The 18,310-nt window shown below is 40.5% G+C and carries 10 protein-coding genes; 5 read left to right on the top strand and 5 right to left on the bottom strand.

The annotated features are described in order from the left end of the window. From H0W64_10900 to H0W64_10890, 3 genes are all read right to left on the bottom strand, one after another. Window positions 1–7,621: autotransporter-associated beta strand repeat-containing protein (locus H0W64_10900; protein MBA3662230.1), on the bottom strand; the 7,621-nt coding region annotated here is incomplete at its 3' end. 450 nt (window positions 7,622–8,071) lie between these two features. Further along, on the bottom strand, window positions 8,072–8,923 hold the full coding sequence (locus tag H0W64_10895) for an alpha/beta hydrolase (protein ID MBA3662229.1): 852 nt from the start codon (window positions 8,921–8,923) through the stop codon (window positions 8,072–8,074). Between the two features lie 205 nt (window positions 8,924–9,128). Beyond that, window positions 9,129–10,622 carry an FAD-binding oxidoreductase gene (locus H0W64_10890; protein ID MBA3662228.1) on the bottom strand — a complete coding sequence of 498 codons (1,494 nt, stop codon included), beginning with the start codon at window positions 10,620–10,622 and terminating at the stop codon, window positions 9,129–9,131. Window positions 10,623–10,842: 220 nt separating this feature from the next. Here H0W64_10890 and H0W64_10885 point away from each other — a divergent pair, with 220 nt between their 5' ends. The 4 genes from H0W64_10885 (at window position 10,843) to H0W64_10870 (ending at window position 15,943) form a co-directional block, all read left to right on the top strand. Beyond that, window positions 10,843–14,121, top strand: a complete 3,279-nt coding sequence (locus H0W64_10885; protein ID MBA3662227.1) for a hypothetical protein — start codon at window positions 10,843–10,845, stop codon at window positions 14,119–14,121. A gap of 7 nt (window positions 14,122–14,128) precedes the next feature. After that, entirely contained in the window at window positions 14,129–14,401 is a 273-nt protein-coding gene (locus tag H0W64_10880) for a hypothetical protein (GenBank protein ID MBA3662226.1), read from the top strand. Between the two features lie 134 nt (window positions 14,402–14,535). Then, the gene (locus H0W64_10875; protein ID MBA3662225.1) at window positions 14,536–15,342 is read left to right on the top strand and encodes an ankyrin repeat domain-containing protein; all 807 of its coding nucleotides are present in this window, start codon (window positions 14,536–14,538) and stop codon (window positions 15,340–15,342) included. Between the two features lie 100 nt (window positions 15,343–15,442). Continuing rightward, window positions 15,443–15,943: a DUF615 domain-containing protein gene (locus tag H0W64_10870; protein MBA3662224.1), complete on the top strand. Its 501-nt coding sequence runs from the start codon at window positions 15,443–15,445 to the stop codon at window positions 15,941–15,943. 10 nt (window positions 15,944–15,953) lie between these two features. Here H0W64_10870 and H0W64_10865 read toward each other — a convergent pair whose 3' ends face one another. Next, window positions 15,954–16,430, bottom strand: a complete 477-nt coding sequence (locus H0W64_10865; GenBank protein MBA3662223.1) for an NYN domain-containing protein — start codon at window positions 16,428–16,430, stop codon at window positions 15,954–15,956. A 120-nt stretch (window positions 16,431–16,550) separates the two neighbouring features. On the opposite strand from H0W64_10865, the gene H0W64_10860 reads away from it, so the two are divergent. After that, the gene (locus H0W64_10860; GenBank protein ID MBA3662222.1) at window positions 16,551–17,561 is read left to right on the top strand and encodes a serine/threonine protein kinase; all 1,011 of its coding nucleotides are present in this window, start codon (window positions 16,551–16,553) and stop codon (window positions 17,559–17,561) included. Between the two features lie 84 nt (window positions 17,562–17,645). On the opposite strand, the gene H0W64_10855 is transcribed toward H0W64_10860, so the two are convergent. Then, window positions 17,646–18,251: a VOC family protein gene (locus tag H0W64_10855; protein MBA3662221.1), complete on the bottom strand. Its 606-nt coding sequence runs from the start codon at window positions 18,249–18,251 to the stop codon at window positions 17,646–17,648. Window positions 18,252–18,310: the final 59 nt, after the last annotated feature.

The raw sequence follows: 18,310 nt of genomic DNA, 5'->3' as shown, positions 1-18,310 counted from the left end.
CAAGTACTACACTGCCGTTCCAAGTGGTTACTGTTCGGTTAATTAATCCATTTAAAGTAACACCGATACCCGAAAGTGTTGGATCATTAGCACCGTATACTTTTGTTTGATTAGCAATGGAACCCGTTAAGCTTGCTGGGGTTACAGTTAATGTTGGACTGCCTGTGAAAGTTGGGGCACTGTAATTGCCAGCTGCACTACCACTTAAGGTATTGAAAGTTGCACTGGTGATGGAATATGGACTGCCGCTTACAACTTCACCGGCAACACGATTTAGAGTAGCGAGTGATGTTGCAACATTGCTGCTGTCGTTAACTACTACACTACCGTTCCAAGTTGAAACACTGCGATTAATTAAACCATTTAGTGTTACACCAATACCGGAAAGGGTTGGATCGTTAGCACCGTATACTTTTGTTTGATTGGCAATGGAACCCGTTAAGCTTGCTGGGGTTACAGTTAATGTTGGGCTACCGATGAAGCTTGGTGCGTTATAGTTGCTAGCAGCACTGCCTGTTAAAGCATTGAAAGAAGCTGCAGTAATTGCATAAGGACTGCCACTTACTACTTCACCGGCAACACGAGTTAGAGTAGTAAGTGATGTTGCAACTGCACTTGAATCATTTAGAGCAACACTGCCATTCCAAGTGGTTACTGTTCGGTTAATTAAACCATTTAAAGTAACACCAATACCCGAAAGTGTTGGATCGTTAGCACCATATACTTTTGTTTGATTGGCAATGGAACCCGTGAGGCTTGCTGGGGTTACAGTTAATGTTGGGCTACCGATGAAGCTTGGTGCGTTATAGTTGCTAGCTGCACTGCCCGTTAAAGCGTTGAAAGAAGCTGCAGTAATTGCATAAGGACTGCCACTTAGAACTTCACCGGCGTTGCGCGTTAAAGAAGCAAGAGTTGTTGCAACATTGCTACTGTCGTTAACAGAAACAGCCCCATTCCAAGTGGTTACCGTTCGGTTAATCAAGCCATTTAAGGTTATACCGATACCGGAAAGGGTTGGATCGTTAGCACCATATACTTTTGTTTGATTAGCAATGGAACCGGTTAGATTTGTTCTTGTAACAGTTAATGTTGGACTACCGATGAAGCTTGGTGCGCCGTAATTGCCAGCAGCACTGCCCGTTAAAGCGTTGAAAGAAGCTGTAGTAATTGCATATGGGCTGCCGCTTACTACTTCACCTGCAGTGCGGGTTAGAGAAGAAAGTGATGTTGCAACATTGCTGCTGTCGTTAACTACTACACTACCGTTCCAAGTTGAAACACTGCGATTAATTAAGCCAGTTAAAGTTACACCAATACCAGAAAGGGTTGGATCGTTAGCACCATATACTTTTTTTTGATTAGCAATGGAACCCGTTAAGCTTGCTGGGGTTACGGTTAATGTTGAGCCAGCGGATAGGATGGGTGCATTATAATTGCCAGCTGCGCTGCCTGTTAAAGCATTGAATGTTGCAGTGGTAATAGAATAGGGGCTGCCACTAACCGCTTCACCGGCAGCGCGTGTTAGGGAGACGAGGGATGTTGCAACTGAACTTGAATCATTTAAGGCAATGCTACCATTCCACGTGGTTACGGTTCTATTGATTAACCCATTTAAAGTAACACCAATACCGGAGAGGGTTGGGTCGTTTGCGCCATATACTTTGCTTTGATTGGCAATTGAACCCGTTAAGTTTGCTCTGCTAATCGTTAATGTTGAAGCGCCCACTAAGTTAGGAGCATTGTAGTTGCTAGCGGCACTACCACTTAAGGTATTGAAAGTAGCACCAGTAATTCCATAGGGGCTGCCGCTTACCGTTTCCCCCGCAGCACGAGTCAAGGAAGCAAGTGATGTTGCAACATTACCATTGTCATTAATAACAGTAATAATACCGTTGATATCAGTAACGCTATTATTAACCACACCATTTAACGTTACACCAATACCGGAAAGGGTTGGATCGTTAGCGCCATATACTTTGTTTTGATTAGCAATAGTAGCCGTTAAATTTGCTTTATTAATTTGAAATGGATTAGTTGAACCATTGAAAGTTAAAGCGTAATTATTGCCACTATTTCCATCACTTACACCAACTGTATTTTGAGTAAAATTATAATTGCCAACGGATTCACCACTGACTCGTCCTAAACTACCAGTCAGCGCGTCTGAACCATATAAGACACCTGAAGTCACGCTGTATGCACTAGAAGCACCAGCTGGGTCATTCGTTCCATAAATTTTAGCTTGGCCAGCATTAGAAGAAATCGTCAACGATGCGGGTGTAATTGTCCCAATGTTAGCATTTGCAGTGGATGAAGAAAGTTGATAACCATATACAGTTGCAGCACCATTGGTAGCACTAGTAATCGCAATGCCGCTTACAGCAACATTTTTGCTAGTGCCTACATTTTTATTGTTGTAAGCGCCAATTGCAGGATTATTAAGCGTAACAACATCACTATCAACGCTTCCTGATGAAGCGTAATGTCCAACCATATTTGCAGTGGTTGTAGCGTCATAGGTTTTAGAAATAATACCGGTTAAAGAGGGTGTGATGGAAGGCGCGAGAGTGTAGAGAAAACCGTTACCTGAACCTAAAACGGTCGTAGCACCATAAGAAGCATTATATTGCTTAAAGCTATAGGCAATACCCCCACGATTATCTGGCGTGCCACCACTAAATGGACTTGCATTACTTGACCAAACTAAGAATCGTCCAGCACCTGTATTGAGCGAAAATGCACCCGAGTTATTAAAGCTTGCTGCGGAAAGAATAATGCTATCACCCGTTCCCCCAGCTGTGAGTGAACCATTTAACGTTAAAGCGCCTGATGTAATTGCAGTTAATTTACGGCCTACTGTGGATGTTCCAAGTGTTAAATTCGTATTGTTATTGAGACTTGCATCATTGGCGCCGTTATTAGTAAGACTTACAGCCCCTGAAAGCATATTATTTTGCAGTAAAGTGATTGGGTTGCTGCCTGAAGAAAAGCTTGCTGTTCCAGGAATGGTGAGTATACCGGTTTGTGTAATGGCACCATTACTGATGACTGATAAATTATTACTTGTTAAATTAATAGCAGGTAAAGAAATGCCCGCATTAGGTAAGTTAATAAAGAGATTTCGAGCACCACTTATTAAACCATTTAATGTCATGGTGCCCGTGCCATTGCCACCAATCAATACTTGAATGGTGCCGGCTAATGAAATTGGATTATTAATGGTGATGTTAGTGCCAGAGAACGTTAATGCGCCATTCGCACCCGCACCCGTTCCATTTAATGTAATGGTATTGGTATTCGCTAAGGTAGCATTACTAAAGTTAATATCTAATACAGCGGCGCTCGAAGCAACAGTGGTACCGGAAGTGTTGCCTAATGCATTGATATGGTTAAGGCTAAGCACGCCGCCTGTTACGGTGGTCGCACCTGAGTAAGTATTTGTTGTTCCTGATAAGAATAAAGTTCCAATGCCGAATTTAGTTAACGCACCGCTGCCGCTAACTGCCCCGGATACATTGATATCGCCTGAATTTGTTTGAAAATTAAGTGGATTACCGTTGTTGTTGATTGAACCAGATAAAGTGAGCGTGCCGAGTGCAGTTGTTTGAATGGTCCCGCCGCCTGCACCATTGATTGAGATTTGTCTGTTGGTTGTATCCGTTCCACCCGAATAAGCAAGAGTTGCAGAGGTTGCACTTCCAACTAAAATAGGAAGGGTTGAAATAGCTGCCCCGATCGAACTATTAACGCCGCCTAAAGCTACTTTAGTTGCAACTAAAGTACCATTATTAATAATGGTTTGACCTGTATAAGTGCTAGCAACATGGGCTAATGTAAAGGTGCCCGTTCCTGTTTTAGTAATACCGTTGGTGCCACTAATCACACCACTGTAAATTGTACTAGTATTATCACCACCTAAGGTTAATCGTCCGGAACCTAATAGAACATTACCCCCGGTTGTTCCGCCACCAGCAAGCGATCCAATGGTGTCGGAAAAATTATTCAGATTTAAATTTGCACTGCCCACATTTGCTAAAATAACGCTGCTGCTGGCGCCAATCGCATTAGTAACACCGAGTTGCACGCTACCTTCATTAATATTGGTGGCGCCAGAATAAGTATTTAATCCTCCAATTAATAACGTTCCTGAACCTGTCTTGGTTAACGCGCCTGTTCCTGCGCCTATACCATTATAAGTTAGGGTAAAACCTGGATTAACCTGAACGGTGCCGCCACTAGAATTTAATAAGATGCCGCGATTTGAATTTAAGGTAAATGTGCCTGTTGCCGCTAAAGTACCACCATTAAAGATGAGATCACCCGGTGTTGCGACACCAGGAACATTACCTAATCGTGAATCGGCATTAATTTGTAAAACGCCATTATTTAAGGTAGTTGAGCCATCATAAGTATTGATGCCGGATAAATTGAGTGTCCCAGTCCCTTCCTTGGTTAAGTTAAAAGAAGAAGCGCCGTCAGTGATGATTCCTGTTAATGATAAACCGCCCGTTCCACCGATCGTTGCATTGCTACCTAATGTTATTCCACCTACTAAGGAGGATGTTCCTGTGCCGGTTAAAGCCCCGATGCCCCCAAAGCCACTACCATTTAAGGTTAAAATTTCTGCACCAATTGCGACAGCATTAAAGTCGAGCGTACCGCCTGAATTTACAAGGGTTGCACCGGCTGTTGTGCCAAGACCGCTCGCATTCATAATGCTGACTATGCCATTGTTAATTGTGGTTGTGCCCGTATAACTATTAACACCAGACAAGGTTAGGGTGCCGGTTCCTGTTTTAATAAATCCCAAACCAGAACCGCTGATGATGCCGCTTAAAGATAAGTTTCCTGTACCACCAATCGTACTTGTTGTTGATAATGCAATTGGACCTGAAAGAGAGGCGGATCCAGAACCCGTTAAGGTAGCAGCACCACCTACCCCTAATGTAAGTGCTTCATTCCCAATAAGGGCATTACTAATATCAAGTGTGGCGCCGCTACTGATCGTTGTTCCGGTACCCACTGTACCTAATGCAGTTGCGTGCGCAGCAACAAGGGTACCTGCACTGACAATGGTTGCACCCGTATAAGTATTTGCACCCGATAAGGTTAAGCTTCCACTACCTGTTTTAGTTAATGCTAATCTCGTCCCACCCGTTCCAATTAAACCGGAAAAAATGGTGGAAGTATTATTCCCACCCACTGTTAAAACTTCAGCACCGCCACCACCAGTATTTTGCAACGTACCATTACCAGCAAGACTGCCGATCGTTTGTGTATTGTTATTTGTATTGAATATACCTGGGCTATTAATAGTTAAGGCAGTTAAGGTTGGAAGACGGTTGCTAGCAGTGAGGAGGAGGGTACCGGCATTAATAATGGTTCCACCCGTATAAGTACTCACACCACCCAGTGATAAATTGCCGGACCCTGATTTGATGAAATTACCAATACCTGTTGCAACACCACCATAAGTTAAAGTGAAACCTGCATCCGGTGAAAATGTTCCGCCGCCTGCATTGAGTGTGATACCGCGATTGGTCGTTAAGGTAAAGGTTGCAGTTGTTTGTAAAGTACCACCATTAAAAACTAATTTGCCAGGTGTCGCAACGCCGGGATTAAGACCTAAACCATTGTCTAATGAGATGCTTACAATACCGTTGTTGAGCGTGCTTGTTCCTGTGTAAGTATTTCCTGCAGCTAAAACTAATCTGCCCACGCCATTTTTAACGAAATTACCAGCACCACTAATTACACCCGACAATACACTTGTTGTGCCAACATCAACTGTTAAAGAAGAACTCTGTGCAATTGCACCAGCCGTGATTGCATTAGGTGTTGAAAGTGAAATAGCACCACCTGTCAATCCAATGAGTGTTAAGTTACCTGGCGTAAAATTGCCGGAACTTGTTGGATCGATTGTCAAAGTGAGGCTACCTGTACCTGAGTTAATCGAGGTACCGGCAGCCATGGTAATGTTTCCAAGTACTGATTCAAAATCACCGCTTGGATTGCCTGTGTTAGTGGTTGATCGGTCAGCGGAATTAGCGGAAGCACTATTAGCAGTCATCGAGATTGCAGCATTATTAGTTGAAATATTTGCATTCACTAAAATACTACGACCAGCTTGTACGGTAAGTGTTGCACCAACCGTTGTCATTGCAAGAGTGTTAGTAAAGATAATATCGCTATTGGCTTGAAGAACAATATTTGTTGCTGCTGCAACAATACTAGCGGGTGTGATGATGTTGGTTCCACTTGTATTATTTGCAAATAAATTATTTACGCCATTATTGTATGCACTACCGCTCGTCGTTGCGACAATTAAAAACTTAGGATCAAGTAAGAGGGTTCCGATTTTGCCGTTCGTTGAACGGGTATCAACGTAACCATTAAAATCTAATCCATTTTTACCAGAAACTTCAATGAAACCACCATGACCTTGTTCTATACCACCGCGGGCTAAAATGGTGCCGAAATAACTCGTATCTCCATCTGCCCAAACGATAACTTTACCGCCATCACCATTCGTTAAGGCATCAGCAAAAACAGTTGCATCACTACCAACAAAAGTTCTTTCTGCATTCTTTATATTGACATTCTTACCTTGATAGTCGCCACCGATAAGCACTTCGCCACCACCGATATCACCAGTGACATCAATTTCTGCGTGTTCAGTTAAAGCTACTTTGTTACCAAGGATGCGGACACGTCCACCTTTCTCACCCGATCGTCGACCTGATGCAATCATTTTTCCTGAAACTTTAACAATGCCTTGGCCTTCACCTAATAAAACAATTTCACCATTCTTCATGCCAACTGATTTTGCTTCAACAACACCTTCCATATTGATGACATGATCTAAAACATGGGAAGCTGCGCGGGCTGTTACTAAAACTTTACCGCCATTAGCACTAATCTTTCCGGTGTTGCGTACGCCATCTTTAATCGGCTGGCCATTTTGATCCTGGGCTGAACGAAGTAATTCTTTATCGACTGTGAAACTAATCAAATCATTACCAGAAAAGTTAAGCGTGAATTCACTGCCTGATGCTAAAACAACGGTACCTAAATTTGCTTCGATGTGGCCATTGTTAACCACACCCGATCCGACTAAAGCAACGAGACCGGCTTGAGTCGTTTTAATAACACCATCATTAATGACAGCACCATTCCATTGAGGTGATTGTTTGAAAACGTAATTTCCTGATAAAAAATCATGATCGCTAATATTGGCAGTTGTTGCTAACAATCCACCGACGTTGACGTAAGCTGTTGGTCCAAAATAAATACCAGCAGGATTGATCAACCAGACTTGGCCGTTTGCCGTGAGTTGTCCATAAATTTGTGATGCTCCATTGGTAGGGTTAATTCGGTTCAGTGAAATAGATGAAGAATTAGGTTGTTGATAATTGACGTGTTGTTGCGCACCGATATTATAAGATTGCCAATTAATGATTGCTTTATCAGTCGTTTGGTTAATTTGCATGGTGTTAGCATTGGGTGAAGAAATTGTTACATTACCGGCCGCAACAGCACCACCTTGAGGAATAGCAAAAGCAGCAGTAGAAGGTAGCAATATAAAGGAGGCAATAATGAGGCGAATAAAAAGCCTTTTCAAAGTTCTCGTGGATGAGAGCTTTGAAAAAACTTCCAAGTTACTTTTGGTAGGGCTGATGTTACTGATCATAATTAGGTAGCAAGCTCGTATTTAAAATAGTCCCACTAATTATGGTAGGTTTTAATCAGAAGAAATTTATTTTAAAACTTCAATTAAATCAATGGCTTAAAAAGGGATGGCGGAGGGATAAGCGGGTACAAAAAAAAGAGTGACTAAATTTAAGCGGTCAATGCTTAAAAGTAATAATTAAAAGTACTAACTTAAAAGTAATAATTAAAAGTACTAACTTAAAAGTAATAATTAAAAGTAATAAATAGAGTTAATGATATTGCTAAGGTATTTTTATTTTCCTTAATATTTGTTAGGAAGATTAGGCCTAATATTGAAATGACGATAAAAAATACGATAGGTTGAACTTAAGTGTTCCATCCTATCGCAAATTTTACTTTTTTAATGTTTATTACTAAACATATCGAGAACAGCTTTATTCCACACTAAAGGTTGTTCAAGGTTTGATAGATGAGCTGCATTATTGATCATGACGAGGCGACTATTTAAAGTACATTCATGCATAAACTGACTTTGTTGCGGTGAAACAACAACATCTTGATCACTTGTTATAATTAAGACACGTTGTTTTGTAACCTTTAGAATATGGGTCGTATCATCACGCTTGCTCATTCCTCTCAGAGCAGAAGCGATACTAGTGGCAGGTTGCGCCTCCAACATTGTTTTTAAATCGGCGCGAATTTGTTTTGCAACCATAGGAGATAGTGCTTTCGGTAAAAAATCATCAATTAATTTAGTGGACCCGTGTGTCAATACAAAGGCAGCTGTTGCTTCGCGTTTGTATTGCTGCTCGGTAGTGTCGGGAATGGATTGTGTATTTGATAAAATGAGGCCTTCAGTAAGTTCGGGATATTTTTTAAGGAATGCAAGGGTCACATAACCACCCATGGATTCACCACCGATAATGGCTTTCTTAATATTAAGTTGATCCATTAATTGCTTAACTTGATCGGCATATTCTTCCATCGTGACCGCTTGACCATCCGTTGCTCCAGATTGACCGAAGCCGCGTAAATCTAAGGTAATAACGCGAAAATGATTTTTGAGGCCTTCTTGTTGTGGCAACCATAAATTTTGATCTGCCGGAAAAGCATGAAGCAAAATTAACGGCTGACCCTTCCCTACTTCTGAATAAATCAATTTATTTTGTGTCATAATAGAGTCCGCCCGCAAAGTAGGTATATACAACATCGACAATAAAATAATGGTCGATATCATATTCCCTAACTTGATAGTGGTCTTCAATTTTATTTTGAACATACGCTACTTCCTTATTGATTATATTAAAACTCAAAATATCTTTTTATATCTAGTGAACTAAATAGCTCAAACAAAATTGGTTTAAGATAAACAGACGTCGAGCTACGCTGCATCATAGCAACAATTGAATGATTTGGATTTTAAAATGACTTATTGATTCTGCACATTCGGATCTTTTTTAGTCAGCACCTTTGACATCTGCAATAGAAACAACTTTACCGGGGTTGAAGATATTTTTTGGATCAAGTCTTTTTTTTCTTTCTAGTCTAATTTTATAACCTTCTGGATCATACTTTTTGAAGTCGGTTTGTCGGTAGATACCGATGCCATGCTCTGCAGCTATCGTTCCGTGACGCGCAACAATTTCCTGGTAGACAATTTGTTTAAGGATTTCAATTGATGCAGCATCAGTACCTTTAGAAACTACAATATCAAAATGTAATAATGTGCCTCCCTTTCCTCCACCGGCAGCGTGACCGAAGCTATAGAGTTCAATATCGGGGAGGTGAGCTTTAAGTTTTTTTTCAAAAGCATCACTAGGAAAAGGTGCATGATCCTCGGCCGGTAAACCTAAATCAAAAGCAACCGTCGTCCCAGTTACATCGTGTGCACGACGTTTTATAGATTCTGACAATATGACATTACGATAAGACCATATTTCTTTCGCTTCATGTTCCGTATTTCCCATCCAGAATGATTCAATGATGTCTGATTCTTTTGCCGTATTTAAAACATGTTGTAACTTTTGGCCTAAATCAATTTGCAAATTCTCTGCATCTAATTCGATAAGTAGTACATGCTTTGCAGGTTTTTTCCCTAACTCTCTACGTTGAAGAAAAGGATCAGGCTTTTGGTAGTAGTAACACATTAAATTTAAAATATTCAGATCGATGCGTTCAAAAGCATTAAGGTAAACTCCCACCTGGTCCTTCAATAGTTGCAATAACCGATACATGCCAGTGAGTGTTTGTGTTTCAATTAATGCAACTTTTCGTTGCGAGGGTAGCGGAATAGTTTTAATGGTAATCGCAGTAATAATGCCAGTTGTCCCTTCTTGGCCAATAAAATCTTTGAGTTGCAAATGAGGACTATCATCTCTGGGTAAATGAACAATGGCACCTTCAGCAGTTACGACCTCTAATGCTTCGACCAACGTTTCAGGTCGTCCTTTAAATGCAGCTTCCGTTCCGCCAGCATTCGTTGCAACCATTCCTCCAAGTTCGGCTTGATAACCGATTGCTAAACCAATTGGAACCTTCACTCTTAAAGGTTTGAGGGCCTCATTCAAAGAGGCAAGCGTTATGCCAGGTTGAGCGGTCACTGCAATCACCTTGCCTGCTGAATCATATTTAAAAGAAAGAATGTTATGCAGTCTTTTCATTCGTAAAATAATTTGTAGACGTTGCTCTTTTTCAACGGGTGTGGGAATCGAGGCAAGGGTCAATGAAGTGAGCCCACCTTGCGTTGTAATAGCGATATTTTCTTCAGCACAATACTGAACAACTGTACTAATTTCATTGACATCTCCGGGATCAACAATTGCTAGAAAATCCACTTGTGCGACGCCACCCCGATAAGGTGTACCTGCAATCTTTTTTTCTGTCATCTCGGTGTGAACAAACTCCTTTCCAACACAGGCTTGTAATTTTTCTATGGATAATTCAGAAGACATAAAAAAAGCCTCATTTCTTTATCAGCGTTCATTTTACTGTAAATTAAAATTGATTTAAAAATTGGATTAACAATGACAAAAAATTGTCTAATTGTAAAACAGCTTTACTAATGATAAAGTGCGCCAAGGGTGGTCATCATTAATCACTATAATTATAATTTTGCACATTTTTTGATCAAATTATCTCCGTAAAAAATAATTAAAAGAAGGTGGTACTACTATGTGGGGCCGCAGCCGAACAATCGAAGAAATCAAAAAAGCTTTAGAAACCGTCACGGAAAATGAAATTCCGGATAGTAAGGCAATGTATTCACAGTTATATCGCGATGTTGAAACCTCCCTCCGCAGAAACAGCGAAGATCAGAGCAGAACAAATCAGCGAGCAGCATTTTGGAAAAATCGTGAAATCGCCCACCGAAATTTCGATCAAGCTTACGCAGATTACCAACGTGAGTTTTTAACCTGCGTTGTTGCGGACCACCATCGTCAATTAGAAGAAACAAAATTTCTCCGCACCCTAACAAAGAAATTGCAATCAGAAGCTCGCACTCATGAAGATCACCAGAGAAAGCTTGACCGGGGGGAATTTTGGACAGCAAGATCCAAGCGTCATCAACAAGAAGATATCGAACGTCCTAATAAACGCGCTGAATTTTGGCATTTAAGAGAAAATGCCCTTGCTGAAGAAAATAATCTCCGCCACGTGAATTGGAATGCGTACTGGCAAACAAGAACCCTAAAACAACAACAAGAAGATGCCGCTCAAAAAAATGCAAAACAAGTTTATTGGCAACAACGTTTTGAAAAACATCGTACTCAAGACGAATTATCGAAAGCTGCCGCGAAACAATTTTTTGAACAGCGTGCAGAACGGATTGCCAGAGAAGATCATGATCGACCTCTTCAGCGCGCACAATTTTGGGCAACACGTGTCCAGACTCAAAAAGATGCAGATCTGCTTCGCGTTGAGAAAAACAACCGCAAGCGATTAGATCGCCAAAAACAATCTGTCGTAGACCGCGAAGTGCGCCAGCAACAAAGACAGAGTTATTGGCAAACTCGTAAAGAAAAACATGCGCAACAAGACATCGAAAGAACGGCGTTAAGAAAACAACAGTGGCAGCAACGTCGTGAACATAATGAGCAGAACGATAAGAACCGTCCGATTGAACGTGCAGCTTTTTGGCAACATCTTATCGCGCAGGAAAAAGAAACTGATATTAATCTTCAAACAACCACCCAAACTTATTGGCGCGACCGTAAAGAAAATCATCAGAAAGAAGATGCGGAAAGAATTGTTAAACGTACCCTTGAATGGCAAGAACTCAAAACAACACAACATAATGAAGATTCTGCCAGAAGCTTAGAAAAGAAATTGTTTTGGAACGAACGTGCCATCCGTCATAAACAAGCAGATGCACAACGCCCGCTTACCCAAAAACAATTTTGGGACCAACTTGAAAAGAGTTACGCGCAAAAAGATGAAGCACGCAGAACAAAACAATCTACTTTTTGGCAACGGCACCTGGAACAATATTCTGCAGAAGATCATCAAACAATAGTTGACCGTAATCTTTATTGGCTTGAAAGAAAATCGAAACATGCAGAAGACGATCGTGAGCGACGTGCGCTCCGCGAGTCATTTTGGACTGCGCTCAAGGCGGAAAGAAAATTAGAAGATATTCAGTTCCTACGAAAACGCGACGGGCATCTTGCGGCAAATAATCGCGCAATAGCTAACATGCTAACCCTTACTCGGGGTGTAACGGATTATGTGAATCGACCCATCCAGAGTTTATTTTACAAATTAACAGAAGGTGCAGAGGATTGTCAGCGTATTATTCATCACTCATTATCATGGGTAACCAAACAGCTGCAGGAAACTTTGCAAACTGTGATGCGTCCCATTATTCGCGGTCTAATCTTGACCAGCCTCTTCACCTATGATGTGCTTACCGCAATCTTACGTCCTATTAATCGTGGGATTTACCGCCTTGCGCATCATATTAAAGATATGTTGGAGTACGATTTTATTCCTTTGGGTCGAGCACTCAGTTTTGTTGCTTACCATATTCAGCAAACTGCATTTGATTTAAGTCGCAAGCTTCTTCGGGGCGGAATGTGGTTGGGAAAACATTTACACCACGTTGCTGAAGACATCATGCGGCCTATTGGTAGGGGAGCAGAATTTTTAGTTTCTCATATTATCTTTTCACTTCAGTTTCTTTCCCTAAACATTTTTAGAAGATTACATCATGGCGCAATCCTTGCGACTGATTTTGCAAAAGATGGCTTACGACCCTTTGGCAGAGCGTTAGAATTTCTGGCATTACACTTTAAGGAAATTTGTGAAAACTTGGGCCGAATAATATTTCGCAGCACAACTTGGGTAAGTAAACATATACAAGAAATGGTCGAAGATATTTGTACCCCGCTTTTGCAAGCCATCGATTTTGTTGCGCGGAACATCTATGCAGTCTTTGAAACGACAGCAAGAATACTTTATCGCAGTTTATCTTGGCTTGCGCATCAAGCGCGCGAAGTCGCTGAAGACATTGCCCGTCCCATTGCAAGACTTGGGGAATTATTGGCCATTTATACTTATCAACATTTCACTTTTCTCGCACGCGCGTTATGGCGAGCGACGACTTGGATTGCAGCTGAAGCCAGTACAGTGATTGATGCAATAAACACGACTTTAAGTCGAGCTATCTCATTTTCTGCAAAATATATAGAACACGCCCTGGGTGCGGTTATTAGGCCTATATTTCAAGCAGCTGCTTGGCTAGGATATCAATTAAGCGATTTATTGGTGACCATTGCTATTCCCCCTTTACGGGCATTTAGTTTTGCAGCCATTCAAACGATGGAAGCTGTGAGAACAATTGGACGATCTCTTCATCGCGCTGGATCGTGGTTAGCCTTACATATTAAAGAAACCAGTGAAGTACTTATCGCACCCTTACTCCTTGCAACAAGTTATGCTTTGTATTTAACGCGTGAAAAAATACGATTAGCGGGGCGAAAAATGTATCGCGCTGCCACGTGGACTGGGAACCATTTGCGTGAGTGCGGAGAAACAACCTATCGCTGCGTTGAGCGGGGGATTGAAGATGCAAATCCCTATAATGCTTTTGTTCGAAAAATAGATGAATCATTATTATTCAGTAACCCAGAAAAATTTAGTAAAGAACCTAATATCATCGGCATGAACCGACATGACATTGAACATCAAAAATATGGGCAGTTAACTGAGTTCAATATCTCTGTGGAGGTCTCACCCATTATTAGAACGACTGACTTCGTCCCATCAGAAGTATCGCAAGCTCAGCAAGAGCAAAACTTAATTCAATCACCCGTTGTTGTGAATGAAGATAAAAATCCTTCACGAGCTAATAATAATTCGAGTTTATTACTTAAGTTTGGATTACTCCCTCCCCCTTCATCACAAGAGCCAGAGCTTTCTACAACTGTATCATCTAATGTATTTTCACGTTGAGGTAAGTATGGAAAACACTAACATAAATTATCGAGAACAAATGCTTGCAAATATTTCTGATGTCATCGAAAAGACTGGGGCTCATGATGAAAAATATGACGCCTTCGCTAAAGCGCGTGATATCTTGGATGTGTTGGAAAGTTTAATGGCTTATGCCATTTATAATACATGCATCAGCACCGAAACGATTCGTGATTCAGCCGAAGAATCTTATGTCAATATCAAACGCCGCGCGCTTGCAATGTTTAATAAAAACCAGAATGAAAGTCCGAGTTCGTAAATTTAAATCTTTTTGATATATTTAAAAGCTTTGTCACATTTTGTGTGATAACCAACGTCAGACGAATCTCATTGATATTCATTGAAATATTATTTAGCGTATAACCCCTATTTCAACACAGAGAAATCATTACAATGCTAAGAATATTACCTGACTTAACATTTGAAAAAAAATTTCCATTACATGCTGCAGCTAACAGTGGTAACTTGGAGAAAATAAAATCATTATTAATCTTATCTACTCATCTTGAAAGTAGTGACGATAAAGGTTCAACCCCTTTGCACTATGCAGCACAGCATGGATATGCGGATATCGCTGCTTTATTACTTGCCAATAACGCGAACATTCATCATCAAGATAAAGCAGGCGACACCCCGTTACATGCAGTAGCTTATTGCTTGAATTCCAAAAAACCAAATTTAAGCACGGTCGAACCAGAGCCTAACCATGAAGCTATTGTGCAAATGTTATGCGCAAAAGGTGCGTTAGTTAATTCTAAAAATTACGATGGTATGACCCCTTTACATTTTTTAGCAATGAACACTGATGAAGAAATAAATTCTTCCGCCATGGCGAAATTGCTCTTTCATTTCGGAGCGGATGTTAAGGTGAAAAACAAATATAATGAAACGCCGCTTCATCTCGCTGTGCAATATAATTCCGTGCAGATGATCGAATTGTTGATTAACTCTGGCGCCGACCCTTTTGCTATTTCATTTGATAATCGAACGCCTATGAGTATGGCGTATAAAAAAGCAACGCCTGCGATCGCTATATTGATTGAACAATTGCGCCAACCTCTCTCCCTCATGAAATTAGAAAAAACGATTAAAACACAAAAGGGCACCATTGCAATGTTAGAACAACGCGTGCAGGATTTGGAACAACAATTGGCTAACTCCAATTCAATAACTCCCGCTAAATTGGGTTTATTCAAATAGCAATTCCATTCTCTAAAGCTTAACAAATTATTCCTGCACGCTTCCGTTCAGTGATAAAATAGTTTCAACTAACCTATCCATAACCGAGCAATGATTAAGCATGTCAGACTATCATCACGATCAAGAGCCACCTAGTAAATCGCAACTTAAAAAGGATATGACGGCCCTACAGAAAATTGGTGAAGCACTGATTAAACTATCTGAATCGCAATTAGCTCAAGTGCCACTTCCCGATCGTTTACGGGATGCCATTTACTTTGCACGTTCTTTGAAAACGCACGAATCGATAAGACGTCAATTACAATATATTGGAAAATTAATGCGTGAGGTTGATCCAGAACCGCTCCGGCTGGCACTCAAAAAAATTCAATATAGTCACGAACTACAAACACGCTCTTTCAATCACATTGAAGCATGGCGCGAGAAACTTATTGCCCAAGGCGATCCTGCTTTACAACAATTTATAGAAAATTATGCAGATGCTGATCGACAACTATTGCGTCAACTTATTCGCAAAGCTCAACATGATCGCGACATCCAAAAAAATTCGGGAGCAGAAACTGAACTCTTTAGGTACTTGCGCAATTTTGTGCAGGAGTAAAATTCCACAATTATTTTTTTAATAAATGACCTTCGATAGGAATATATTTTTGTGCTGCATTTTTAAGCGAGTTAGCCGTGAGTGTGGACACACCATAAACTTCAGTAGGAATGCCAAAATCATTATGAATTTTTTCTAATAAAATTGTAAAATCGCCATCGCCCGATGCTAAGACGATCGTATCAACATCTTTTACACTATCTAGAATATCAATCGTTATACCAATATCCCAATCGCCTTTACTTGAGCCATCACTTCGCTCAATGAAGGGTTTTAGCTTGATTTTAAAGCCAATATTTTTCAAAATTCTTTGAAAATCCATTTGTTTTTGATCACCACGATCAATGGCATAGGCATAGGCATACACAACTTCTCGATTCGCAGTCACTTGCGTCCAAAAGGCAGTGTAATCAAAATGGCAACGGTAACAACTCTTTACAGTGTAATAAATATTTTGAACATCAACAAAAATCGCCACGCGTTCCATTCAAAACCCTCAGCTTTTCATTATTTGATAAAAGTGTGATTGTAGAATAAACATACTAATCTCGTTATTTTTTAAATAGCAGTTAACAAGCAATAGATAGTGCTTTATTATACGTCCATAATGACTAAAAAAGACTTAATTATAACTGCCGATCAGAACACGCCTTTCGTTAATCTTAACCCAAGTCTTATTTTAGACGCTGTTGAGAGCGTAGGATTGCGCTGCACAGGAAGTTTATTCAGCCTCAATAGTTATGAAAATCGGGTTTATCAAATTGGGATTGAAGAATCAGATCCCATCATTGCCAAATTTTATCGTCCGCATCGCTGGGCGGATGCATCTATTTTAGAAGAACATCAATTTTCTGCTGAATTAGTCCAATATGAAATTCCAGTTATTGCACCGCTTATGATTGCCGATCAAACGCTGCACCATTATCAAGATTACCGCTTTGCACTTTTTAAGCGCCTTGGAGGGCGTCCGTTAGAGTTAGATAACCTTGATCAATTAGAATGGATGGGCCGCTTTATTGGTCGACTTCATGCAGTTGGTGCGATTACACCGTTTAAACATCGCACGCGTTTAGATGCGCAAACGCATGGTTACATTCCTTACCAATTTCTAATGAATCATCATTTTATTCCAGATTATCTCCAAGCGAATTACAGCAATGTTGTAGAATCAGTTTTAGAGAAAGTGGTTGAATGTTTTAAGCTCGTCGGTCCTATCGATTACATTCGTGTGCATGGTGATTGTCATGCAGGAAATGTTTTGTGGAATGAAACAGGGCCGCGTATTGTCGATTTAGATGATTCACTGATGGCGCCCGCCATTCAAGATATTTGGATGTTACTTTCCGGTAATACTCAACAAGTAAAACAAGAATTAGATCGCATTCTTGATGGCTATTGTGAATTTCATGATTTAAATTTTCGTGAACTCCATCTTGTTGAAGCCTTTCGATCCTTACGGATGGTTCAATATTCAGCTTGGCTTGCCAATCGCTGGAATGATCCTGCTTTTCCACCGAGCTTTCCTTGGTTTAATACGCCACGTTACTGGCAAACACAATTGCAAGACTTGTCCGAACAACTTGATTTACTGGATGGTGCAATTGAAAAGTTATCTTAAGCATCAAAATAAACAGGTCAAAGACGCAAAAGCATAATCCAGATGATAGATATCCTGGATTATGCACTTCGCATTACTTTGGAACTAGTATTTGCCACCGAATAGGTTAGCAGCGCGTTTTCTAATTTGCGCGGGAGTTACATCTTCAATGTGCGTGGAAACGTACCAAACGTGTCCATAGGGATCTTCCAAAGAACCACTTCGATCGCCATAAAACATATCTTCTACCGGACGGGTAAGTTTTGCACCGACTGCTACTGCTTTTGCAACGGTTTCATCAACATTTTTGGTATAAAGATGAATCCCCACTGGCGTTCCGCCAATTGACTGAGGACTGCGAGTATTCATTTCAGGATATTCATCAGCCAACATAATTCTCGCGTTGCCAATTTTCAACTCAGCATGTCCTACTTTTCCATTGGGTTGCTCCATGCGCATTGTTTCTTTTGCGCTAAAAGCTTTTTTGTAAAATTCAATGGCTTGAGATGCGTCATGTACAATTAAATAAGCTGTAAGTTCCGTGTAGCCTTGCGGTATAGCTAAAATTTTCTTCTTTTTAGGTTTAGCACCCGTTTTGTTAACTTTTCTTTTGACACTGCTTTTAACTGTTTTTTTCTTTTGTGTGGTAACTAACTTTTTCTTTTTTACCGTCGGTTTTTTCTTTTTTTTGGTTAGTTTGTTTTTAGCCATGCTATTCTCCTTTGATGCATTCAATTGAAGTCAGCATTAAATCATAACTGACTTCAACC

Source organism: Gammaproteobacteria bacterium (genome assembly GCA_013816845.1).
Taxonomy (GTDB): domain Bacteria; phylum Pseudomonadota; class Gammaproteobacteria; order DSM-16500; family DSM-16500; genus Aquicella.
The sequence above is the reverse complement of the archived record's forward strand: the minus strand, read 5'-3'. Positions and strand labels throughout refer to the sequence as shown.

Coding starts and splice junctions, on each gene's coding strand:
- H0W64_10875 (MBA3662225.1), top strand. CDS start 14,536: ATGCTAAGAATATTACCTGACTTAACATTTGAAAAAAAATTTCCATTA.
- H0W64_10855 (MBA3662221.1), bottom strand. CDS start 18,251: ATGGCTAAAAACAAACTAACCAAAAAAAAGAAAAAACCGACGGTAAAA.
- H0W64_10880 (MBA3662226.1), top strand. CDS start 14,129: ATGGAAAACACTAACATAAATTATCGAGAACAAATGCTTGCAAATATT.
- H0W64_10870 (MBA3662224.1), top strand. CDS start 15,443: ATGTCAGACTATCATCACGATCAAGAGCCACCTAGTAAATCGCAACTT.
- H0W64_10890 (MBA3662228.1), bottom strand. CDS start 10,622: ATGTCTTCTGAATTATCCATAGAAAAATTACAAGCCTGTGTTGGAAAG.
- H0W64_10865 (MBA3662223.1), bottom strand. CDS start 16,430: ATGGAACGCGTGGCGATTTTTGTTGATGTTCAAAATATTTATTACACT.
- H0W64_10885 (MBA3662227.1), top strand. CDS start 10,843: ATGTGGGGCCGCAGCCGAACAATCGAAGAAATCAAAAAAGCTTTAGAA.
- H0W64_10860 (MBA3662222.1), top strand. CDS start 16,551: ATGACTAAAAAAGACTTAATTATAACTGCCGATCAGAACACGCCTTTC.